Genomic DNA, 22,357 nt, shown 5'->3' with positions numbered 1-22,357 from the left:
GCGCCGGCTATGCCGCCGGCAAGAGCTTCAAGGGCCGAGACCTCATTCCGCTCTCCACCGCGCGTCCGCAGATGCCGGAATGGGCCTGCAAGCAGAAGATCAAGGGCTGGGTGGAGGTGGTGTTCACGGTGATGCCGAATGGCCGGGTGCGCGACGTGAAGATCGTCGATGCCGATCCGCGTGGCGTCTACGAGGCGGCGGCCGTGGAGAGCGTCAGCAACTGGATCTACGCCTCCTACGCGAAAGCCCGGGAAGTGAAGCAGCGGGTGCAGATGGACCCGGAAGACTGCGCCTACAACTATCCGCAATGAACCTCTCCCTCCTGCGTGCCGGTCTCACCACCGCGCTGCTGCTCGGCGCGGCCGGCGCCTGGGCGCAGCAGTACCGCAGCGAGGTGCGCGAGCTGGACGCGCCACCGCCGGCCGAAAAGGAGGTCGATCTGCGCGAGCAGCTCAAGAGCGCGGCCGACCCTTACGCCAAGGCGATGATCCTGCGCGAGCTGGCCGGGCAGGCGGCGAGCCAGAAGGACTACAAGCAGGCGGCGGCCTTGCTGGAACAGGCCCTGAAGACCAACGGCCTCTCCGGCCCGGCGGCGCAGCAGCTGCGCGAGGCCCTGAGCGAACTCACGCTCGCCACCGGCAATTTCAAGGCGCAGTTGCCGACCCTGGAAAAGCGCGCGCGCGAGCCGGGTGCGACGCCGGAAATCTTCATCGCGCTCGGCTCGGCCTATCTCGACTTGAAGCGCTACCCGGAGGCGATCACCGCGCTCAAGAAGGGCATTGCCGGCAGTGCCAACCCCGACCCGAGCTGGAAGCAGGCCCTGCTCGGCGCGCTGCTCGCCACCGGCCGCGAGGCCGAGGCCCTGCCGCTGTTGCAGGAGCAGGTGCGCGCGCAGCCGCAGTTGCGCGAGAACTGGCTGCGGCTGGCGGCGATGGCGGTGAAGGCCGGCGACAAGGAACGTGCTGCCGCCACCCTGGAGCTGGCCGCGCGCCAGGGGCATCTCAAGACCAGCGATGAGCGCCTGCAACTCATCAACTTGACCGCACAGATCGGCGCGCCCTTCGAGGCCGGCTCGCTGATGCAGGGCTGGATGGAGGAAGGCGTGCTCGCCAAGGATGCCGGCAACTACTCGACGCTGGCCGCGCTCTGGAGCCGCGCCCGCGAATCCGGCCTCGCCAGCGCCGCGCTGGAACAGGCGCAGCGGCTCTCGCCCAGCGCCGAGCGCCTGCTGCAACTCGGCCAGTTGCAGATGAACCAGGAGGACTACGCGCGTGCCGCGCAGAGTCTGGAGAAGGCGATCAACAGCGGCGCCAAGTCCGGCCCGGCCTGGATGACGCTGGCGATGGCGCGCTACCAACAGGCCGAGGTGGAGGGGGCTGTGGACGCCTTCCGCCAGGCCGCCGAATACCCGCAGAGCCGCAAGCTGGCGCAGGACTGGCTCAAGTACCTGGAATCCGGCGCCGCCCGCGAGCAGGCGCTGATGGCGCTGGAGCGGCGCCAGCCGCGCGCCGCTGCGAATGCCGGCGTGCGGCTGGGCGAGAAGCTCGGTGAGGCCCCGCTGGCGCTGGAAGGCGAGGTGGCGAGTCGTGCCAGCGCTGCGGCGCCAGTGACGGCCGGTCTCAGCGGCGAGGGCGCGCTCACACCGGTGGGCGCCGAGCGTGGCCGCAATGCCGACGGCCGCATTCCCGCCTGGGACGGTGGCCTGCGCGCGCCGCCGGCCAGCTACAAACCCGGCCAGCGGCTGAGCGATCCCTATCCGCAGGACCGCCCGCTGTTCACCATCACCGCCGCCAATGTCGCGCAGTACGCCGCGCAGTTGTCGCAGGGGCACAAGGCGCTGTTCGCGCGCTACGCCGACTACGTGATGCCGGTCTACCAGACCCGGCGCGGCGCCAGCTATCCGCAGGCGATCTACGACGCCACCCAGGCCAATCTCGGCAAGGCCAAGCTGCTGGGCTCCGACGCGCTCGAAGGCGCGCGGCTGGGCTTTCCCTTCCCCAGGCCGCAGAACGGCGTCGAGGTGATGTGGAATCACCGCACCCGCTACCGAGGCGACACGGTTAAGGCCACCTACACCCAGGCGGTGGTGCAGGCGAACGGCCGCAGCGAACTGAGCAAGCAGACCTTCCTGACCTATTTCCGCTACGGCAACGTCAAGGACCCGGTCGATATCGCCAAGAAGAACATCCTGGTCTACGGCATCACCAGCGGCGCCAAGCCGGGCGGCACGCCGGAGTTCGTGGCGCTGTTCCACGAAACCGCCAACTCGCTCAAGGACCCGCGCGATGTCTGGGTGCTGCTGACCCGCCTGAGCAAGATGTTCCGGGTGCCGCCGGTGGGCTATGACCAGCCGTTCCCGGGCTCCGACGGCCTGGAGTTCATCGACATGGTGGACATGTACAACGGCGCCTTCGACCGCTACGTCTGGAAGCTGGTCGGCAAGCGCGAGGTGTACATCCCCTACAACGCCTACCGGCTCTCCGACGGCCGGGTGAAATACAGTCAGCTGCTCAAGGGCGGCCACCCGGACCAGGGCGAGGCACGCTACGAGCTGCACCGGGTCTGGGTGATCGAGGCCACGGAGCGCGGTGGCAAACGCCACGTGTTCGGCAAGCGCACCTATTACGTCGACGAGGACAGCTGGAACGTCGTGCTGGTGGAGAACGAGGACCGCGAAGGCAAGCTCTGGCGCTTCCAGGAAGGCCATGTCACGCCGCTCTACGACGTGCAGGCGGTGACCACCGTGCCCAGCTACACCTACGACCTCAAGGACGGCCGCTATTTTGCCAACCGGCTGTTCTCGGAAGACGCGCCCTTCGAGTACAACCTGCCGATGAAGGAATCGGACTTCCTGCCGGCGACGGTGCGGGTGCGCTATGGCCGCTAGCCCGGATCCGGCATTCCACTAGAATGCGCGCCCCCGGGTCGGTTTCCGGGCCGTCCCGTAGCCTTGGAGCCGCATGAACGCCGTCCTGCAACCGTCGCCAAGTCCCCGCGCCGCCGCCGGTGCCGAGGTCGAGAACAGCGCCGGCCTGGACCTTGCCGCCATCGAACGGCTCAACGCCCGCTACCTGCCGCTGTCCTTCGACGAACGCCTGCGGGCGCTGTACCGGGACTTTCCGGTGGAGCAGGTTCTGGTGACCTCCTCGTTCGCGGCCACCTCGGCGTTCTTCCTGCACGTGATCTCGACGCTGCAAGCGGCGCAGAAGATCGCCTTCATCGACACCGGCTACCACTTTCCGGAAACCCTGGCCTACCGGGAATACCTGGTCGAGCGCTTCGGGCTGAAGGTTTTCGACGTCAAGCCCGACGAGTTCCACCACCAGTTCACGGTGGCGGAAAAGACCTATCTGTCCGACCCCGACCTCTGCTGCGGGGTCAACAAGGTGCAGCCGCTGGACGCGATCAAGCCGCGCTACCAGATCTGGGTGTCGAGCCTGATGGGCTGGCAGACCGACGACCGCGCGGCGATGCAGATCTTCGAGGCGCGGCGCGGCATCATCAAATTCAACCCGATGATCGACGTCAGCCGCGAGCAGCGCGATGCCTACATCCGCGAGCACGACCTGCCGTTCCATCCGCTGGTGGCGCAGGGTTATTCCTCGATCGGCTGCACCCATTGCACGGTGAAGGGCGAGGGCCGCAGCGGCCGCTGGCAGGGCAAGCCGAAGACCGAGTGCGGACTGCACCTCTGAGGGCCTCGGGGCGCTAGTCTGGGGGAGGTCCCCTCAGGAGGTTGCTCCATGTTCGATCTCGCCGTTCCTCTCTGGGAGCTGGTGCTGCGTGCCATCGCGGTCTACGGCTTTCTGCTGCTGATGCTGCGGCTGACCGGCAAGCGCCAGGTCGGCCAGCTGGCGCCGTTCGACTTCGTGCTGCTGCTGATTCTGAGCAATGCCGTGCAGAACTCGATGAACGCCGGCGACAACTCCCTGGTCGGGGGGCTGGTCTCGGCGGCGACCCTGGTGGCGCTCAACTACCTCACCGGCCTGGCCACTTTCCGCAGCCGTCGTATCGAGAAACTCGTCGACGGCGAGCCGGAGCTGCTGATCCATGAAGGGCGACTGTTCCCCAAGGCGCTGGCGCGGGCGCAGATTTCCGAGCACGAGCTGTACGCCGCCCTGCGCCAGAACGGCTGCACGACGCCGGAGACGGTGGCGCTGGCCATGCTGGAAACCAATGGCGTCATCAGCGTCGTCCCGCGCCGTGGCTGAGTGCCTGGCCGGCTTGCTTGCGCCGGCGGCCGCAGGGACTACTCTAGGGTTCTAGCGATTTTCCGAGCCCCGCATGCCCAGCCTGTTCGCGCTCAACCCGGGCACCCTGAGTCTGGCCGACTGCCGCCTGCTGGCGGGCGGCAGCCACCACCTGGCGCTGATGCCGGATGCCATGGACCGCATCCTCGCTTCCGCCGCGACGGTACAGGCGGTCGTCGCTGCCGGGGCCCCGGCCTATGGCATCAACACCGGCTTCGGCAAGCTGGCCAAGACCCACATCCCCGCCGCGCAACTGGAGCAATTGCAGCTCAACCTGGTGCGCTCGCACGCGGTGGGCACCGGCCCGCTGATCGATGACGCCACGGTGCGGCTGATCCTGGCGCTGAAGGCCGCCAGCCTCGCGCGCGGCTACTCGGGCGTGCGGCCCCGGGTGGTCGAGTCGCTGCTGGCGCTCTACAACGCCGGCATCCTGCCCTGCATTCCCGGCAAGGGTTCGGTCGGCGCCTCCGGCGATCTGGCGCCACTGGCGCATCTCACCCTGGCCTTGCTGGGCGAGGGCGAGGTGCGCGTCGGCGGCGTGCAGATGCCGGCCATCGAGGCGCTGGAAGACGCCGGCCTGGAGCCGCTGCGGCTGGCCGCCAAGGAAGGTCTGGCCCTGCTCAACGGTACCCAGGTGTCCACCGCGCTGGCGCTGCGCGGCCTGTTCGAGGCGGAGGAGCTGTTCGCGGCGGCGGTGGTCGCCGGCGCGCTGTCGGTGGACGCCGCCAAGGGCAGCGACGCGCCTTTCGATCCGCGCGTGCACGCGGTGCGCGGTCAGCCGGGGCAGATTGCGGTCGCCGAGGTCTACCGGCGCCTGCTCGAAGGCAGCGCCATCCGCGCCTCGCACCGGGTCAACGACGACCGCGTGCAGGATCCGTACTCGCTGCGCTGCCAGCCGCAGGTGATGGGCGCCTGCCTGGACCTGCTCTGCAATGCCGGCCGCACCCTGGAGATCGAGGCCAACGCGGTCACCGACAATCCGCTCGCCTTCGGGGGCGAGGGTGTTGCCGGCGAAGTGATTTCCGGCGGCAACTTCCACGCCGAACCGGTGGCGCTGGCCGCCGACACCCTGGCGCTGGCGATCGCCGAGATCGGCGCGCTCTCGGAGCGCCGCATCGCGCTGCTGATCGACGCCACGCTGTCCGGCCTGCCGCCGTTTCTGGTCGCCAAGCCCGGCCTCAACTCCGGCTTCATGATGGCCCACGTCACCGCCGCCGCCCTGGCCAGCGAGAACAAGTCGCTGGCGCATCCGGCCAGCGTCGACAGCCTGCCGACCTCGGCCAATCAGGAAGACCACGTCAGCATGGCCACCTTCGCCGCGCGACGGCTGCTGGAGATGGCCGCCAACACCCGTGGCATCGTCGCCATCGAGCTGCTGGCGGCGGCCCAGGGCGTGGATTTCCACGCGCCGCTGCGAACCTCGCAGCCCCTGCGGCGGGTGCGCGACGCGGTGCGCGAGCGGGTGCCGTTCTATCAGGAAGACCGCTACTTCGCGCCCGACATCGCCGCCGTCATCGACTACCTGCGTCAGGAGCCACTTGCGCCGCTGCTGGCCGAGCTGCTGCCCTCGGGCGGTTAGGCCGGCTGGCGCCTCTCTGACCGGCCAGGTTCTACAGAGCCCCGGCCATCGACCGCAAAAGCCGCGTCGCCAGCAGGCCGGAAACGTCGTTGACCGTTGGCACCTGCCGGATGGTCTCGCGCTGGTAGCCGTTGGCACCGGCGACGATCCGCGACTGCGGTACCTGCAGGCTTTCGGAGCCCCGCACGTAGGCGGTGCCCAGCAGGCGGCCGGTCTTGACCTCCTTGGCAGTGGCGCGGAAGTCGTAGCCGACGGCGGTGCCGGGGGCTTCGGTAACCAACATCTCCACCAAGATGTCGGCGTACTTCTCCAGAGCCGAGATTTCGTTGATGTTGGTTGAGATCGACCCCGACAAGCCATCGCTCTGCGGGCTGTTCTTGGCCATCAGGCGGAAGATCATCGCCCGGTCCACCAGATTCGCGCGCGCGCTCAACAGCTTGTTGGTCAGGCTGTCCTCGAATTCCCACTTCCAGGCTTCGCGCGGATCCTCGCGGCCGCCGGTCGGGCCGATGTAGGCCTGGCGCAGTACGGTGTTGGTCGATTCCGCGCGGGTTTCCGACTGGGCCTGCGCCCGGCTGCTGCCCTGGCCGCTGGCCTGGAGGCTGAATGGTTGCGCCGGGTCCTTGCCACCGGCCGTCGGCTTCAGCTCACCCTGGCCGCGCAGCTTGAATTCGCCACTGCCGGAAGCGCTTTGGTTGTGGGTTTCGTGATAGCTGGAAACCTGGGTCACCGCGTCGTCGGGAATCCATTCGCGAACTTCGTCGGACAGTTCACGATTGAAATACACCGCCATCCGCGGCGAGCCGGCGCGCCGATAAGCCTGTTCAAAGTCGCGTCGGGCCAAATCGAACTCCGCCGCCGGTGCGGGCACCACAGCCGCTTGTGAGGGGGGGGCGGCTACGGACGCCGCCGGGGCGGGGGAGACGATGGGCTTCACTGGTCTCGGCGGTGGTACCGCGCCGGCCGGCGTCGATTGTTCCAGGTAGACGGTGTTGCTGTCCTGGGGCGGGCTAGGGTAGTGCTGCGCCAGCGCCGCGCTGGAAACCAGGAGCAGCGCGGTGCCGAGCTTGAGCCATTGCGGGGCGACGGTCATTTCAGCGCCCCTCGCGAATTTCGATGTAGTAGTGCCCGACATCGGTGCGGGTAGACAGCTCCTTGTAGGAGCTGATGCCTTGTGGATCGAGCATCACCCGCTGCCACATGGTCGGTCCTTCGATCGGCATGCCGACGGCATCGAAGAACTGCGTACGGCCCTCGATCTGAAGCGGAAAGTCGGTGCGGTTGCGGATCACCGCATAGGCCTCGACGGTGTTGGTCGGCGACCGGCGGGCGCCGGTGGATTCCACCGCGAGCTTGCCGCCCTTGGCGTTCTGCAGCGACTTGTCGAGGATCGCAACCGTGTCGAGCCGGAGGCCGGCATTGGGCGCGCGTGCGTCGTCCACGCGCACGCCCGGCTGAGGGCCCTCGTCAATGGGTTTCTGGCCATTGCTGGGACAGGCGGACAGCAGCAGTGCGCTAGCGAGGGCGGCGACGGTCAGCGGAAGACGGAAGGCGGGCATGCGCGACTCCAGGCGGGATCTGATGATCAAGGTTGAGCGGGGCGCGACCGCAGCCAGGCAACGCCATTGCCATGGCTGTCGATCTGGATGGGGACGGTGCGGGTGAGACTGGCATCGACCTGGCCGTCGGCATTGCTGAACTCGATGGTCAGGGTGTTCAGTGTCGGCGGGCGACGCACGGTGAAGACGTGCAGACCTTCCGGCAGGTTGTTCCAGTAGCGGGCGTCGGCGCGGGCCTTGGTGGAGAACGAGGCCAACTGCGCCGCCGTGCCCACGGCCGACACCGCCGCAACCGCGCCACCGATGTTGGCGTCGAACAGAGGCGAGTATTCCTGAGCGACGCTGCCAATCGTGGTCAGCGCCGAGCCGACGTTGCCGGTGACCGCCTTGAACTCCATCTTGCCGTCGATGATGCGGTCGATGGGGCGACCGCCTCGGGTCGAGGCCTGCCAGTAGAGGTCTTCCACTGGCGCCAGTGGAAAGCGGGCGTTGCCGAAGGCGATGGCCGCGTGCTTTTCCAGCGATCGTGGATTGGGGAAGTAGCGCAGGGAGTTGCCGGCAACATTGTCGGCGCGCTTGCGTGGACCGTAGCCGGTTTCCACCAGCACCAGCAGGTTGTGGTCGGGTGCCGGCGTGGCGACCCCGGGGCGCAGGCTGCGGAACTCCGCGTAGCTCTCTTCGGCGGCGGAGGGCATTCCCATCAGCTGCGAACACCAGCCTTCCAGGAACACCAGACTGGCGAAGTCGGCTCGATTCTGTGCCTCCTCGGCGAAGGCGTCCTGCAACAGACCGCCCCGGAAGCTGGCGCGGGCGTTGTCGTAGACGCCGTCGAACAAGTCGAGCAGGCCCCGGTAGTAGTGGGCCATGGCGCGCTCGTAGGGTTCTCCCTTGAAGTCCTTGGTGCCCTCTTCGTACCAGAGGCTGCGCGCGCGTGCAGCCTGGTCATTGTTGGCGTAGATCGCCGAGATATTGACCAGCACGGCATCGAACAGCCGCGCCGCTTCGATGCGGTAGCCACGGTCGAGCGCGATCACCCCGGCCTGCATCTGGTAAAGCGTGCGGTCTTTCTCGGGCGCTTTGCGAATCTGCTCGTAGGCCGCCGCCAGCTCCGGGGGATCATCTTCGGCGTGAGCGGCGGCCAGCAGCAGGCTGGCCGCGAAGGCAGCACAGCCGGTGGCGACTCGCAGCTTGTGCATCGGCGACCTACCGGTAGATGAGGTCGTCCTGGGCCGATTTCTTGTACTCGTACTCATTGCTCCAGACCAGTTCGAGCGTGCGGACATCCAGCATCTCGAAGGTGAAAGTCTGGTAACGCAGGGTTTCGCCGGAGCGCGAGCCCACCGTGTCCTGCGAATTCATGCTACCGACCAGTCGATAGTCGACCCGCAGTGTCGGCGCAGGAGCTCCTGTGGTGCCGCCGTCCACCACCCCGGCGTGCTGCAAATCGGCCTCGGCCTCGGCGACACCCGCGTACTGACGGCCGACGAAGATCATGCGGCCGTTGGCGGCCCGGCTCAGCTGCACGCGCAATTTGTTGATGATGAGGTCCTTATCGACTCGCGAGCTGCTCATGTTCTTGAAGTACTCGCTGTCGATCAGCACCCTCGGCGGCGTCGCCCGGCCGGCCAGAATGGGATTGGACAGCATGTCGCGCACCATCTTGTCGGCGATGCCGACGATGTCCTGGCTCTCGACGCCGATGCCCTGGATGGCGCTGGAGCTGCGCACGTCTTCGTAGACACTGGCGCGACCGGCACTGTTGTTGACCCGGGTGGCGGCATTGGGGTCGGTGGCGCAGGCGCTCAGCAGCAGGGCCGAGGACGACAGCAGCAGGAATTTGTTCATGGCGGGCGATGGATCCGGAGCGGGGTAAGAGGGCGGGGATTCAGCAGGGGTGGGTTCAAGGCGGCGGCAACCCGACCAGCGGGGCTAGGTCGGGATAGAGCTGTACCGCCGAATCAAGCACTTCGCGGTACTGCGGGTGACTGGAGTTCTGGGTTTTCAGGTACAGGGCCATGTCGCTGGAGGAGGCGAAGGAGATTTCGCTGCTGGCGCGGATCGCCTCCCAGCCGCCCATCATCTGCAGTACCGCCTGTTTGCCGATTGCCTGTCCGACTTTCTTGCCGATCAGGCCACCTAGGAACGGGACGTTCTCGGCGAGTTTCTGTCCGGCAAAGGCGCCGGCAGTGCCGCCCAGCTGTCCGCCCAGTTTTGCCTTGAGTGCTTTCTCTACCCAGGGGGTCACCGTTCCGTCTTCGGTGAAGGGGCAGAGGTAGGGACCGGTATTGCCGTAGATCGGGTTGCCCGGTAGCGCCGCCCTGGATGGCGCGGCCGGCGGCGGCACTGAGGCCGGTGCCGCGAATGCAATCTGCTGTACCGGCTGGCTGCTGGCCGCCGAGGCGAAGGCGTTACTCAAGTCGTCGCCGCTCTGGGTCGCAGCGACGAAGTTGGCGCTGATAGGGAGGGTGGTGGCCGGCTGCGCCGCCGCTGGGACCGGAGCCGCCAGCGGGGGCTCCGGCGGGCTTGGCTGGGTGGCAGGCGCCAGCGTGGCGATCGCGATGCTGGACACTGCCAGGGCTTCGGGCGCGACGGGGTCAGCGGCCGTCGGCGGCTCGGCTGCAGCTGACGCTGCCGCAGCCACCGCCACCGCGCTTCGCGGTGATGTGGCCGCCGCCGGGGGCGTCTCTTCCGTAGCGGTGGCGCCGACGGCGGCCAGGGCCGCCGCGACGGCTGGAGCTGGGAGCGCGGGCGCGCTTGCCGCCCGGACTGGAGAGGCCGGCTCTGGTGCGGCGCGCGGCGCCGGTGCCGGCGACTGCGTCAGGCTCTCGGAGACGGTGCTGGCCGGGGCCGACGGTGCGACCGTCGCCGCCGGAGCTTCCGTTTTCTTCTGATAGGTGGCGAGCAGGGCTTCCGCGAACGGCGAAAGGCCACTGTCCTCGGCGTCGGCGGTGCTGGCAGATTGGGTCGGACGCGGGGCTGGGGTCACCGCCACCGCCGCGACGGCTGGTTTGTCGGGCGCGGCAGCAATGGTTCCGAGCAAGGCTTCTTCGAAGGACGCAGGCTCGGAGCGGGTCGCGGCGCTGACGGGCGCGGGCGATACGCTACTGCCCGAGGGCGGCGCTGCCGGGTCGGCGACGGGAGCCGGGTCGCTGGGGGCGGCGACCGGCGGTTGCGCTGGTGCCGCGTTGCGGCGGACCCAGTTCGAAAGGCTGCTGCCCCGGCCCAGCAACTCCGAACCGGCGGGCGTGTCGTTTTGTGCCAGCACCGGCGTCGCTGACAGTCCGAGCGCGATCAGCACAGCCGCGAGACCGTGCGCTTGTTCTCCGAGCACCTGGAACTCCCTATTCTTGATTAGTTATGCACAGACGATTATTCAGCAGCGGCCCAGGGCCTCACAATGCCCCCGGCCCGGACAAGGGCCCGACAATCTCAGCGAGGATGGCGGAGCCTCTTTGATCTGTCCGGAAGAAATAGTGACACTCCGTCAACAAAAAAACATCACATCGTCCGTGGAGACTTTCATGCGTTCCGTTCCCCTAGCCGCCGTCACTACGCTGGCCCTGGTGCCAACCCTGCTGTTCGCCCAGATTGCGCCGGCTGAAGCTCCGGCCGAAGCGCCGAAAGCCATGACCGTGCCCGAGAAACAGGCGCAGAAGCACGGCGTCGTCGGCTGTCGGGAGACCGTCGCCAGCGTCAGCGAGGTCATGCTGCGGGGCGCCCGCAGCCACCACGCGCTTTCGACGTTCAACGAGCAGGCGGCCGATAGCCATGCCATGCACTCCCTGGTGATTGCCGAGCGCGGCGGCGAGCGGGAAGTGTTCTCCTTGTTCGCGGCGCCGACGCCCGCAGGCAGTTGCGACTCCGGTTTCGTCGCGGTGCGTTACTACGACAGCAGTTGCCCGGCCACCCGCGAGCAGCTGGGTACGGAATATCGCTACTACGGCGATCTCGGCAGCAATGCCACGTATGTGCGTGGCGACAGCGAATATTTGACCCTGATGCCGGCCTCGCGAGGGTGCGTGGCGATTCGCTACGAGACTCTGTTCTAGGCGAGTCCCAGGCTCCGGCGCTGCGTCGGCGCGCCCGCCGAGCCGCCAGCGGCGTTCATGACCCAGGAGCAGGCCCGGCTACGGCGGCTTCGGTCGTCTGGTCAGTTTGGCTGTGCGCCCGCGCGGGCTCTGGAGGCTGCCCACCTGTGCCTGCGGAGACCGGCTGCCGGGTATTTCCGCTGCGGCGAAATCCTGCGTCGGCGCGGTTGGTGGATACTCTGCCGGTCTGGCGCCCTCGGTGGCGTCGTCCCTCTCCCAGAGCCGGAATGAAACCGATCAAGACCCTCGGCGTGCTCACCAGCGGTGGCGACTGCGCCGGCCTCAACGCGGCGATCCGCGCGGTGGCGCTGCATGCCAGGCAGACCTACGGACTGCGGGTGCTGGGCATCCTCGACGGCACCCTGGGGCTGATGGACCGGCCGCTGCGCTACCGCGAGCTGCACGCCGAGATCTGCGACGGCCGCCTGCTGCGCGAGGGCGGCACGGTGCTGGGCACCACCAATCGCGGTGATCCCTTCCACTATCCGATGCCGGACGGCAGCTACCTCGACCGCAGCCCGGACTTCGCCGAAGGCGTGCGCGAGCTGGGCCTGGACGCGCTGATCGTCATCGGCGGCGACGGCTCGATGCGCATCGTCTCCCGGCTCTGCGCGGTGGCCGGCATCGGCATGGTCGGCATCCCCAAGACCATCGACAACGACGTCCACGGCACCGAGTACGCGGTGGGTTTCTCCACCGCCGTCAACGTCGTGGTGGACGCCCTCGACCGCCTGCAACCCACCGCCGCCAGTCACCACCGGGTGATGGTGCTGGAGACCATGGGCCGCGACGCCGGCCACATCGCGCTCAACGGCGGCATCGCCGGCGGCGCCGACGTGATCCTGATCCCCGAGCTGCCCTACACCCTGGACGGCGTGGCGCGGCGCATCCGTGAAGTGCTGGCGCAGGGCCGCAGCCATGCCCTGGTGGTGGTCGCCGAAGGCGTACGCACCGAGCAGGGGCGGCCGGTCACCGATCAGCTCTCCGGCCGCTACGGCGGCATCGGCCAGTACCTGGTGGACGAGATCGCCCAGCGCACCGGCGTCGAAACCCGCGCCACCATCCTCGGCCATGTGCAGCGCGGCGGTACCCCCTCGGCGCGTGACCGTATCCTCGCCAGCTCGTTCGGCGTGCGCGCGGTGGAACTGGCCGCCGAGGGCCGTTTCGGCAGCATGGTGGCCTGGCAGGACCGTGGCGTCGTCGAGGTGCCGATGTCGATGGTCACCGTCGGCGCCCGCGCCGTGGCTGCCGACGACCCGCTGATCCAGACCGCGCGCGGGCTGGGTGTCTACGTCGGCGAAGCCTGAGCCGGCGCGCTTGCGCGGTTCCGAGGGTTCCGCCGAACCGCCGGCGCTGACGCCGGCGCAGTGGCTGCGTTCGCAGGCCCTGGCGCTGCGCTTCGCGCTCTCGCGTCGCCTGCGCTGGCGACGGCCCGGCTACGTCGAAAACGCGGTCGGGGAACTCTCCGGTCTGGAGCCCGCCGTCGCCGCCCGCGTCGAACAACTGCGCACGCGCTACGGCTGTCGCTACGAGCGGCGCTATCACCGCCTGCACAGCCTGGAGAACTACCTCTACCTGGATCTGCTCGACCGTCTGCGCTCGCTGGCTGGCGGTGACTGGCCGGAGGGCGGTGACTGGCTGGATGTCGGCAGCAAGCACTTCTGGTATGCGCCGGTGCTGCTGGACAGCCTGCGGCCCGCCAGCCTGGTTGGCGTCGAGATCGAGGGCTATCGCATCTACCCCGACGGCCACAGCCGCCACGACTACGCGCAGTACTACCTCACGGGACTGGCCGGCGTCAGCTACCGGGTGCAGGACGTCATGGACTGGCGGCAGCCGGTCGATGGCATCACCTGTTTCTATCCCTTCCTGCTGCCCGGCACGGTGCTGGCCTGGGGGCTGCCGGTAAGCCTGCTGCGGCCACGCGCGCTGTTCGCGCATCTCGCCGACTGCCTGCGTCCGGGCGGCCGGCTGCTGATGGTCAATCAGGGCCTGGACGAGGCGGCTCGGGCGCAGGCTCTGGCCGAGGCCGCCGGCCTGCGCCGCCGCCATTCGCTGACCGTGACGCAGGCGCTGCTGCCGCGACCGGCACCGCCGGTGCTGTCGCTGTTCGTGAAGGCGATTTAACAGCGGTCGCCCAGCAGGTAGCCGCGCAGGCGCTCCGGCGGTAGGGGACTCACCCCTCGTGGACGCCGCTCGGCATTGAAGGTGTGCCAGTACAGGCTGGGGCCGGGCAGGCCGCGCTGAAGGTCGGCGTAGTAGCCGGCCAGGGCCTTGCCGCTGTAGGCGCTGTCGCCGCGCGCGCCGCTGGCCTGCTGGAAGGCCTGCATGGCGGCGGTGGTCGCAGCGGTGGGCACTGCGTAGTCCTGGCCGTAGAACTCGGTGCGGATTTCTACCGCTGCGGCGCGTGTCGGGATTGCCGGATCGTAGCGGCGCAGCAGTGCCTGGGTCTGGGCGATCAGGCGATCCAGCTTGGCGGGCGTGGCGAACTGCGTGCTCACCACCTGCACCGCCACCACCCGGCTGCGCAGGCCGGCCAGCGCCAGGCCGATGGCCAGGCCGGCGACCGTGCCCATGCTGCTGAAGGCCACGGTAATCCGCTCCGGCTCCGGGCACAGCCCGGCCTCGATCTGGGCGCGCAGCTCGTAGGCGGCGTTGACGAAACCCAGCGCACCCAGCGGCGTCGAGCCACCGGGCGGCATCCAGTAGGGCCAGCGGCCCTGGGTCGCCAGCCGGCGCAGGCTGCGCGCCAGGGCCTGGCTCACCAGCCCGGCGCTGCTCTGCCCCAGTGCCAGTTCGGCGCCGGCCGCCGCGCAGGTGGCGAGGTTGTCGGCGACATAGGGCGCGCCGGCCTGTGGCAGCAGCAGGCCGATGGTATCCAGGCCAAGCCGGCGGCCGTGCCAGGCGCTGGCGGCGACGAAGTTGGAGCCGCTGTAGCCGAAGGCCAGCAGGCAGCGCCGCCGCTGGGCCTGCGCCTCGCCCAGCAGCAGGTCCAGCTTGCGGATCTTGTTGCCGCCGAACTCGCTGTTGCTGAGGTCGTCGCGCTTGACCCAGGCGCCGTCGTAGCCGGGCAGGGCCCGCACCGCTGTTGGGGTCTGGAAAATGCCGGCACGGGGCAGGGCGGCGAGCCGGGGATGAGCGTCGAACAGCGGATAGGCGGACATGGGGCAGGGCGGGCTGGGCTGCGGGCGATGTTCGCTGCTGGCCGGCGTCAATGCCAGCAAGGCCGGCCACGACATGCTGAAATGCCGCAATCCGCAATCCGCAATCCGCAATCGGGAGCCCTCCATGCTGCTCGTCACCCCGCTCTACGCCGGCCTCCTGGCCCTCTGGTTCTTCGCGCTCAGCCTGCGGGTGGTGCAGCGGCGCGGTCATGGCGTGAGCCTGGGCGACGGCGGCGATACCGAGCTGCTACGCCGCATCCGTGGCCACGGCAATTTCGCCGAATACGTGCCGCTGATCCTGTTGATGATGGCCTTCCTGGAGCTGGGCAAGTTCTCGACCCTGCTGCTGCACGGCCTGGGTCTGACGCTGCTGCTGGCGCGCGTGCTGCACGGTCTGGCGCTGTCGTTCACTGGCGGCTGGAAGTTCGGCCGCTTCTACGGAACCCTGCTGACCTTCCTGCTGCTGCTGGTCACCGGCGGCCTCTGCGTCTACCAGGGTCTGTCCGGCCTGCGTCTGCAATAGCCCGCCGTGCAGTTCGAGAGGCCTTACTCGGCGGCCAGCGAGCGCAATCGCGAACCGATACTGACCGTGCTGCGCGCGCACTTCGCCGACCGTCGCCAGGTGCTGGAGATCGGCAGCGGCAGCGGCCAGCACGCCGTGCATTTCGCGGCGGCGTTGCCGGCGCTGCGCTGGCAGTGCTCGGACCGCGCCGAGATGCTGCCCGGCATGCGGCTCTGGCTGGACGAGGCGGCGCTGGCCAATACGCCGGCGCCGCTGGTGCTGGATGTCGGCCAGGCCGAGTGGCCGGCCGGCCCCTACGACGCGCTCTACAGCGCCAACACCCTGCACATCATGAGCTGGGAGCAAGTGCAGACCCTGTTTGCGCGACTGCCGGCGCTCACCACGCCCGACGCCAAGCTGGCGGTCTACGGACCCTTCAACTACGGCGGCACCTACACCGCCCCCAGCAATGCCGAATTCGATGCCTGGCTGAAGGCCCGCGACCCGCGCAGCGGCATTCGCGACTTCGAAGCCGTGGATGCGCTGGCGCGCGAGGCGGGGCTTGCCCTGCTGGCCGATGTCGCGATGCCCGCCAACAACCGCTGCCTGATCTGGCAGCGCGCGCTGCCATGAGCACGCTCTGCCCCTGCGGCAGCGGCCGCGCCTACGCCGACTGCTGCCAGCCCCTGCACCAGGGCGCGCCGGCGGCCAGCGCCGAGGCCTTGATGCGCTCGCGCTACGCCGCCCACGCTCTGGGCCTGCGCGACTACCTGCTGAGCAGTTGGCACGTCTCCAAGCGGCCCGCGCAGTACGCGCTGGAGACCGGCGTCAAATGGCTGGGCCTGAGCGTCAAGCAGCACTTGTAGACCGACGAGGAGCACGCGGTGGTCGAGTTCGTCGCCCGTTACCGCGAGGGCGGTGGCTCGGCGCAGCGCCTGCAGGAGCGCAGCCGTTTTGTGCGCGAGCAGGGACATTGGTACTACCTCGATGGCGAATACTGAGGCGTCATCGGGGTTCGTCATCAGGCCGAAACGGCCGCCGGGGAGAATGCCCGCCATGAGTCTGAAGTCACTCAAACCCTTGCCGCCGGCGCTGGCGGCACTGCTGCTCGCGGCCTGCGGGGCCGGAGATGGCGGTTCGCCGGCGCCCGCGGCTCCAACTCTGCAATTGCAGGCGCTGCCCACCGAGGTCGCCGAAGGCGGCAGCACCGTGCTGAGCTGGAGCGCCACCGATGCCGACACCTGCCTTGCCAGCGGCGACTGGAGCGGCGCGCGCCTGATCGCCGGCAGCGAGTCGCTGACGCCCGCGCTGGGGTTGCGCCGCTATCAACTGCGTTGCAGTGGTGCTGGCGGCAGCGCCGAGGCCAGCGTCGAAGTGCGGGTCACCGCCGCGCCGATTGCGCAGGAGCCGGCCGAGGCCGAACTGGCGCGGGTGCAGGCGCTGGAAGCCGGCTGCTGCCAGAACCAGGAAACCGTCCCATGAAGCTCAAGCACCCGCTGCTCGTGGCGCTGCTCGTCCTGGCCTCGGCCGGCGCGCAGGCGGCCGGCATGGCCACCCACGCGGCGATGGCCGACTTCGGCCGCGACGCGCTGGACGACGGCCCGCTGAAAGCCATCCTCACCGCCCACCGGCCGGCGCTGCTGGCCGGCGCCATCCACCCCGATGGCGGCTACGGCAGCGGCGCCGCCTTTCCGGAGGACCGCGAGATGGCCGAGCGCGCGCACTGGGGCGATTTCAGCATCCAGTTCATGGCCTATCTGCGCGAGAGCGGTTGCAGTGGCGAGGTGAAGGCGGCGCTGGTCAAGCGCCCGGCCATCGGCCTGATTGATCTGGCCGCGCTCAGCGACCGTTGCGGGCACCTGATCGCCTACGCCTTCGGCAATGCCGCGCACGGCCTCACCGACGAGACCTGGGACGCGCAGTTCGAGCCCGAGGTACGTCGGCGCGGCGAAGACCCGAATCCGGCGGTGTTTCTGGCGCAACTGCCGCTGAGCCTGCCCGGCCCGCTGAAGGACGCGCTGACCCAGTTGTTCGCCGCCACGCCGATGAACGCCATCGAGTACGCGATGGACATGGTCAACATCGCCGAGCGCAAGCTGGTGCTGGATGCACCGACCCTGGTGTTTCCGCCCAGCAGCGAGCTGGTCGCGGTGTTCGCCCGCAACCGCCCCGAGCAGGGGGTGACGGTGGCAATGGTGGAGCGCGCGCAGGTGGTGTCGCGCGCCGCCGTGCAGGCGGAGAGCCTGGCGGCGCTGGTGGAGCAGGTGCGGGTGCGCCGGCAGATGCCCTGGGCCGCCGCCAACTACTACACCGCGCCGGGCGGCGTGGTGCAGAGCGGCTACGCGGTGGCCGGCATGTACCGCCAGCTCTGGGATCTGCTCACCGGCGATCCGGCGCAGCCCTTGGCGCCGACCGTGGTCGGCAGCTATCCCGGCCACGGCGCGCTCGACGTGCAACTGGACCCGGCGCACGACGGCTGGACCCAGCACCGCTGGCTGCATGTTTTCTTCAGCACCAGCATGGACGCCGCCAGCCTCGAACAGCCGGGCGCGATCTGCCTGTTCGACCCCGACGGCCGGCGCGTCGCCGGCGTGGTCGAGCCCGGCAGTTGGTCGCGCGATTACGCGCACACGGTCAAGTTCCGGCTCGCCGAGGCGCTCAAGCCCAACGCCCGCTACACGGCGGTGGTGACGCCCAAGGTCAAGGACTATCGCGGCCTCGCGCTGGAGTGGCCGTACAGCTTCAGCTTCACCACCGCGCGGAGCAGCGCGCCGTAAGTCCCGTCGGATGGGGCGTATCCTGTGCGCCCTTTTCGCCACCCGCCGTCTGCAATGCCGTTGCCGCGCCCGCCCGCGCCAAACTCGCCCTCGCACCCGGCGCCGTCATGGCCGCGCTGAGCCTGGAGCGGCGCGCCACCCTGGCCCTGGGCAGCGCACAGTTGCTGGCCTGGGCCTCCAGCTACTACCTGCTGGCGATCCTGGCGGTGCCGATGGCGCGGCAGTTTGGTCTGGCCAACGTCTGGGTCTATGCGATGTTCTCGGCGGCCCTGGTGGTGGCGGCGGCGCTCGGGCCGCTGGTCGGCCGCTGGGTCGATCAGCGCGGCGGCCGGCGGGTGCTGATGGCCTCCAACGGCGTGTTCGCCGCCGCGCACCTGCTGCTGGCGACGGCGCAGCATCCGGCGCAGCTGCTGCTGGGCTGGCTGCTGATCGGCGCGGCCATGCCCATGGGCCTCTACGACGCCGCCTTCGCCACCCTGGTGCGGCTGTTCGGTAGCGCCGCGCGGCCACGCATCGTCGGCGTCACCCTGATCGCCGGCTTCGCCAGCTCGGTGAGCTGGCCACTGACCGCCTACGTCGAGCACGCCGCGAGTTGGCGCTGGGCCTGCGGGCTCTGGGCGGCGCTGCATCTCACGGTCGGGCTCGGCATCCACGCCCGGCTGATTCCGCGCGACGAGCACCGCCCGCCGCAAGCGGCGCCTGCGCCGACGGCCGGCGAGGGCGTCGCCGCGCCGGCGCCGGTACGTGGACCCTCGCGTGGCGTGCTCTGGCTGCTGGCGACGGTGTTTGCGGTCAGCGGCTTCACCTTCGCGGCGCTGGCAGCGCATCTGCCCCGGGTGCTGGAAGCCTCGGGGGCGAGCAAGACAGCGGCGGTGTTTGCCGCCTCCCTGGTCGGCATCAGCCAGGTGGCGGGGCGGGTGATGGAGGTCGGCGTGTTCAGCCGCTGGCATCCGCTGTATTCGGCGCGCATCGCGCTGGTGCTGCATCCGCTGGGCGTGCTGTTGCTGACCCTGGTGGGCGCGCCGGCGGCGGTGCTGTTCACCGCCCTGCACGGCGCTGGCGTCGGGCTGATGACCATCGTCAAGGGCACGCTGCCGCTGGCGCTGTTCGGCGCGCAGGGTTTTGGTCAGCGCGCCGGCTGGCTGGAAGCGCCCTCGCGGGTGGTGCAGGCGGTGACGCCGGTGCTGTTCGGGCTGTTGCTGGAGCGCCTGGGCGAGCACGCGCTGTGGATCACCGGCATCGGCATGTTCGTTTCCTTCCTGGCGCTGCTGCAGCTGCGCCGCAGCCAGGCCGGCGGCGGATAGGAAATCCGCACCGAAGCCGGCGGCAGGCAGGCAACTGGCCTGCTTGCTGCTTCCCGCTGCACCAGACCAATCGGGGAAGAGCATGGAAGCTGTGCTGCGCGTTGCTGGGCTGGGGCCGCTGTTGTTGTCGCTGGGCGTGCTGAGCGCTTGCGGCGCGGCCAACGAGTCGGCGGTTCCGGGCGGCGGCGTGCCGGTGGAGATCAAATGCGAGCAGCCGCTGCCGGCCGAGGCGCGGCAGCTGCACATCACCGTGCCGGTGGCGCAGGACAGCGATCCGCTCTGGGGCCCGGCGCCGACCTCGGAGCTGTACTTCACCGCGCTGCTGCCGGAGCGTTGCCCCGGCGAGAGTTTTCCCGCCATCGTCCAGAGCCACGGCCTGGGCGGCTCGCGCATCACCGCGCTGGCGGCCGACAAGACGCTCTACCCCGAGCATGCCGGCCTCGACGCCATCGACGAGCTGGCGGCGGCGTTGCCCTACTACGACTACGTGGTGCTGAGCGTCGATCAGCGCGGCCACGGCGAGAGCCAGCCGCAGAACGGCGGCGGCTGGGCGCGGGTCAACGATCCGCGCTACGAGGTGCAGGACCTGCGCGCCTTGCTCGACTGGGCCTGGGAACACGCCGGGGAATTGCAGATCGAGCGCCAGCCGGCGAGCGGCATCGCCCGCGACCTCAAGGTCGGCACCCTGGGCTACAGCTACGGCGGCGGCTACCAGTTGGCGCTGGCGGCGCTGGACGAACGCATCGACGCCCTGGTGCCGGCCGCCACCTGGCACAACCTGTTCTACAGCCTGCTGGTGGACGGCGTCAGCAAGCAGTCCTGGGTGCAGACCCTGTGCCTGTTCATCACCATCCCCTCCGACGGCGCCACCATCGGCACCATCGACACCCCGCTGATGCGCACGCTCTGCAACAACGCCGCGATCCGCGATCCGCTGGCCTTCCGGATCCGCACCCTCGACGATCTGCTGGCGACGGTGGCACGCGACACCCAGCAGCCGCGTCCCGTCGCCGAGGCGGAGCTGATGGAATTCTTCGAGACCCACAGCCCGTCCTATCTGCGCAAGCAGGAGCGCGCCGGCCTGCCCTGGGGCTTCGGCGAGAGCAGGGCGCGGATGCGGCCGGTGCCGACCCTGCTGATCCAGGGCAATCGCGACGGCCTGTTCAACCTCACCGACGCCTGGTGGAACCTGCGCTACCTGCGCGAGGCCGGCGCCGACGCGCGCCTGCTGACCATGGACAGCGGCCACCTCAGCCCGGCGCTCGGCCAGGTCGATGGCACCGCCAACTGCGGCGCGCTCAAGGGCGTGCAGGCCATCCTCGGCTGGTTCGACGAGCAGCTGAAGGGGCGCGCGCCAGCACCGGCCGACGAGCTGCCGCCGGTCTGCCTGTCGGTACAGGCCACGCCCGGCGCGCCGGCCACCGCCGAGCTGGCGGTGGAGCTGCCCGACCTGCCGATCGGCAACACTAGTGGCGCCGGCAGCCTGTCGGTGCGCGCCGACAAGATCGAGATCAGCCTCGCCGCCACCGACGGCCTGCCGCGCTTCGTGCCGATGGCGACGGTGCCCGGGCCGGGTTATGTGCTGGGCGGCATCCCCAGCATCGGCCGTTCGACGGTGACGCCGGGTGCGCTGGCCGCGCACAAGGCCATCGCCATCTTCGGCGTCGGCGTGAAGCGCGCCGGGCGGACCTTTCTGGTCGATGACCAGGTGACCGCGCTGCTGGAAGGCAGCGCCAGCAGCAACCGTTTCGTCGAGGAGGGCGATCCGATCCTGATGCCCGGCATCGGCGAAGTACTGGAAGAAGGCGACGAGATTGGTCTGCTGTTCTACGAGCAGCACCCGCAGTACGCGGTGGTGCCCTCGCTGACCGTGCTCACCACGCTGCTGCCGGTGGCAACGATCAGCTACATCGCCGGCCGGCCCTTCCCCAACATCACCAGCGAGCTGCTGACGCCGCTGGCCGGGGTGCTGAGCAATCCCAATCCCTACACGGCGGTGCTGGAAGACGTGCGGCTGCCGGTGTTCCAGCCCGGCGTCTATCCGGGCAGCCGGCTGACCGGCTTGCAGTAGTCCCTAGCTGCGGCCGCGACGGAACCTGGCCGGCTTGGCGTCCAGGCTGGCGCGATAGGCGGCGAGGCGCTCGGCACTGAGTTCGCGGGTCACCGCGCAGCCGGGTTCGCGGTGGTGCCGGCAGTCGTTGAAGCGGCAGCGCGCCGCCAGTTGCCGCACGTCGGAGAAATCGTCCTCCACCTGCGCCTGCTCGCGGTTGAGCTTCAGCTCGCGCAGGCCAGGGGTGTCGATCAGGCAGGCGCCGCCCGGCAGCCGGCGCAGGAAGCGCGCGGTGGTGGTGTGGCGGCCGAGATCGTCCTGCGCCTGGGTGCTGCCGGTGCGCTGCGCCTCGCGGCCCAGCAACTGGTTCATCAGGGTCGATTTGCCGACGCCAGAGGAGCCCAGCAGCACCAGGGTCTGACCCGGAGCCAGATAGGGCGCCAGCAGGGCAGGTGCCTCCGGGCTGCGGGCGTCGAGCGCATGCACCGGCGTGCCGGCGCCGACCAGAGCCTCGATCTCGGCGCGCAGCGCTGGCAGATTGTCGGCGCGGTCGCTCTTGGTCAGCACCACCACCGGGCGCACCTGGGCAGCTACTGCCAGCAGCCGGTAGCGTTCCAGGCGCTCGGGTTTGTAGTCGCCGTCCAGGCCCATCACCAGCAGGGCGGTATCGACATTCGCCACCAGCCGCTGGCGGCGGCCGTCCTCGCGGCTGCGTTCCAGCAGATTGCGGCGCGGGAGTTGTTGATTGAGCCAACCGCCCTCGTCCTGGTAGCGCGCCCAGTCGCCGACGGCGAGGCCCTCGTCGCGCTCGTTCAGCGCTTTCAGCAAGGCCGGATGCAGGCGCGCGCTGAACTCGCGCTCGCCGTCGTCGACGCGGTACTCGCTGCGGTGCTGCTCGATGATCCGCACCGGCCGGCCCGGGGCCTCCGGCAACGCAGCAAGCTGCGCGGCGAGGCTGGCATTCCAGCCCAGGCCGGCGAGCGCGGAGTCGTCCAGGGCGGTCATTAGATCGTCGCGGCGCGCCGGGCGTCTGGAGCGAGGCGCATTTTTTTGCCGGCGGTCATGGCAGGTGGCGGCTGAGAAA

21 protein-coding genes and 1 pseudogene are annotated in these 22,357 nt (G+C 69.5%); 15 read left to right on the top strand and 7 right to left on the bottom strand.

All coding sequences use genetic code 11. From position 1 onward, the window contains the following. From ED208_RS16505 to hutH, 5 genes are all read left to right on the top strand, one after another. Positions 1-311, top strand: a 311-nt coding sequence (locus ED208_RS16505) for an energy transducer TonB (RefSeq protein ID WP_123213031.1), incomplete at its 5' end; no start/stop codon positions are given. Then, on the top strand, positions 308-2,887 hold the full coding sequence (locus ED208_RS16500; RefSeq protein WP_123213030.1) for a DUF1329 domain-containing protein: 2,580 nt from the start codon (positions 308-310) through the stop codon (positions 2,885-2,887). The genes ED208_RS16505 and ED208_RS16500, both read left to right, overlap by 4 nt. Before the next feature lie 73 nt (positions 2,888-2,960). Beyond that, positions 2,961-3,695 (top strand): phosphoadenylyl-sulfate reductase, encoded by a 735-nt coding sequence (locus ED208_RS16495; RefSeq protein ID WP_123213029.1) that lies wholly within the window; start codon positions 2,961-2,963, stop codon positions 3,693-3,695. A gap of 48 nt (positions 3,696-3,743) precedes the next feature. Further along, positions 3,744-4,211, top strand: a complete 468-nt coding sequence (locus tag ED208_RS16490) for a DUF421 domain-containing protein (protein ID WP_123213028.1) — start codon at positions 3,744-3,746, stop codon at positions 4,209-4,211. A gap of 73 nt (positions 4,212-4,284) precedes the next feature. After that, positions 4,285-5,829, top strand: coding sequence for a histidine ammonia-lyase (hutH, locus tag ED208_RS16485; protein WP_123213027.1), 1,545 nt, complete (start codon positions 4,285-4,287; stop codon positions 5,827-5,829). Positions 5,830-5,860: 31 nt separating this feature from the next. On the opposite strand, the gene ED208_RS16480 is transcribed toward hutH, so the two are convergent. From ED208_RS16480 to ED208_RS17185, 5 genes are read right to left on the bottom strand one after another with little or no spacing between them, the layout of a single operon-like run. Beyond that, entirely contained in the window at positions 5,861-6,922 is a 1,062-nt protein-coding gene (locus tag ED208_RS16480; RefSeq protein ID WP_123213026.1) for a hypothetical protein, read from the bottom strand. A gap of 1 nt (position 6,923) precedes the next feature. After that, the gene (locus ED208_RS16475; RefSeq protein WP_123213025.1) at positions 6,924-7,388 is read right to left on the bottom strand and encodes a putative periplasmic lipoprotein; all 465 of its coding nucleotides are present in this window, start codon (positions 7,386-7,388) and stop codon (positions 6,924-6,926) included. Between the two features lie 26 nt (positions 7,389-7,414). After that, positions 7,415-8,584 carry a COG3014 family protein gene (locus ED208_RS16470; RefSeq protein WP_123213024.1) on the bottom strand — a complete coding sequence of 390 codons (1,170 nt, stop codon included), beginning with the start codon at positions 8,582-8,584 and terminating at the stop codon, positions 7,415-7,417. A gap of 7 nt (positions 8,585-8,591) precedes the next feature. Then, positions 8,592-9,233, bottom strand: coding sequence for an LpoB-related protein (locus ED208_RS16465; protein ID WP_123213023.1), 642 nt, complete (start codon positions 9,231-9,233; stop codon positions 8,592-8,594). A gap of 55 nt (positions 9,234-9,288) precedes the next feature. Then, on the bottom strand, positions 9,289-10,719 hold the full coding sequence (locus ED208_RS17185; RefSeq protein WP_148044784.1) for a hypothetical protein: 1,431 nt from the start codon (positions 10,717-10,719) through the stop codon (positions 9,289-9,291). 190 nt (positions 10,720-10,909) lie between these two features. Between ED208_RS17185 and ED208_RS16450 the strand changes: the two genes are divergently transcribed. From ED208_RS16450 to ED208_RS16440, 3 genes are all read left to right on the top strand, one after another. Continuing rightward, positions 10,910-11,437 (top strand): hypothetical protein, encoded by a 528-nt coding sequence (locus ED208_RS16450; RefSeq protein WP_123213020.1) that lies wholly within the window; start codon positions 10,910-10,912, stop codon positions 11,435-11,437. A gap of 266 nt (positions 11,438-11,703) precedes the next feature. Beyond that, entirely contained in the window at positions 11,704-12,783 is a 1,080-nt protein-coding gene (locus ED208_RS16445; RefSeq protein ID WP_123213019.1) for an ATP-dependent 6-phosphofructokinase, read from the top strand. A 10-nt stretch (positions 12,784-12,793) separates the two neighbouring features. Next, positions 12,794-13,603, top strand: coding sequence for a class I SAM-dependent methyltransferase (locus ED208_RS16440; protein WP_123213018.1), 810 nt, complete (start codon positions 12,794-12,796; stop codon positions 13,601-13,603). Here the strand turns inward: ED208_RS16440 and ED208_RS16435 are convergent. Then, positions 13,600-14,640, bottom strand: coding sequence for a 1-aminocyclopropane-1-carboxylate deaminase/D-cysteine desulfhydrase (locus ED208_RS16435; RefSeq protein WP_158608599.1), 1,041 nt, complete (start codon positions 14,638-14,640; stop codon positions 13,600-13,602). The two genes, ED208_RS16440 and ED208_RS16435, sit on opposite strands and share 4 nt — an antisense overlap. A gap of 124 nt (positions 14,641-14,764) precedes the next feature. Between ED208_RS16435 and ED208_RS16430 the strand changes: the two genes are divergently transcribed. The 7 genes and pseudogenes from ED208_RS16430 (at position 14,765) to ED208_RS16400 (ending at position 21,294) form a co-directional block, all read left to right on the top strand. Beyond that, positions 14,765-15,163 (top strand): MAPEG family protein, encoded by a 399-nt coding sequence (locus ED208_RS16430; protein ID WP_123213016.1) that lies wholly within the window; start codon positions 14,765-14,767, stop codon positions 15,161-15,163. Between the two features lie 6 nt (positions 15,164-15,169). Continuing rightward, positions 15,170-15,775, top strand: coding sequence for a DUF938 domain-containing protein (locus ED208_RS16425; RefSeq protein WP_123213015.1), 606 nt, complete (start codon positions 15,170-15,172; stop codon positions 15,773-15,775). After that, a pseudogene (locus ED208_RS16420) lies at positions 15,772-16,143 on the top strand (YchJ family protein). The gene ED208_RS16425 and the pseudogene ED208_RS16420 overlap by 4 nt, the downstream one beginning before the upstream one ends. A 55-nt stretch (positions 16,144-16,198) precedes the next feature. Continuing rightward, positions 16,199-16,624 carry a hypothetical protein gene (locus tag ED208_RS16415; protein ID WP_123213014.1) on the top strand — a complete coding sequence of 142 codons (426 nt, stop codon included), beginning with the start codon at positions 16,199-16,201 and terminating at the stop codon, positions 16,622-16,624. Next, on the top strand, positions 16,621-17,919 hold the full coding sequence (locus ED208_RS16410) for an Ig-like domain-containing domain (protein WP_123213013.1): 1,299 nt from the start codon (positions 16,621-16,623) through the stop codon (positions 17,917-17,919). Before ED208_RS16415 ends, ED208_RS16410 begins: the two co-directional genes overlap by 4 nt. 107 nt (positions 17,920-18,026) lie before the next feature. Next, positions 18,027-19,223 carry an MFS transporter gene (locus tag ED208_RS16405; RefSeq protein ID WP_123213012.1) on the top strand — a complete coding sequence of 399 codons (1,197 nt, stop codon included), beginning with the start codon at positions 18,027-18,029 and terminating at the stop codon, positions 19,221-19,223. A gap of 82 nt (positions 19,224-19,305) precedes the next feature. Further along, the gene (locus ED208_RS16400; protein ID WP_123213011.1) at positions 19,306-21,294 is read left to right on the top strand and encodes an alpha/beta fold hydrolase; all 1,989 of its coding nucleotides are present in this window, start codon (positions 19,306-19,308) and stop codon (positions 21,292-21,294) included. 3 nt (positions 21,295-21,297) lie between these two features. Here ED208_RS16400 and rsgA read toward each other — a convergent pair whose 3' ends face one another. Then, a complete protein-coding gene (rsgA, locus tag ED208_RS16395) occupies positions 21,298-22,278 on the bottom strand; it encodes a ribosome small subunit-dependent GTPase A (protein ID WP_123213010.1) in 981 nt (326 codons plus the stop codon). Between the last annotated feature and the right edge of the window lie 79 nt (positions 22,279-22,357).

Source organism: Stagnimonas aquatica (assembly GCF_003730135.1).
Taxonomy (GTDB): domain Bacteria; phylum Pseudomonadota; class Gammaproteobacteria; order Nevskiales; family Nevskiaceae; genus Stagnimonas; species Stagnimonas aquatica.
This window is presented reverse-complemented; position numbering and strand designations above follow the sequence as displayed.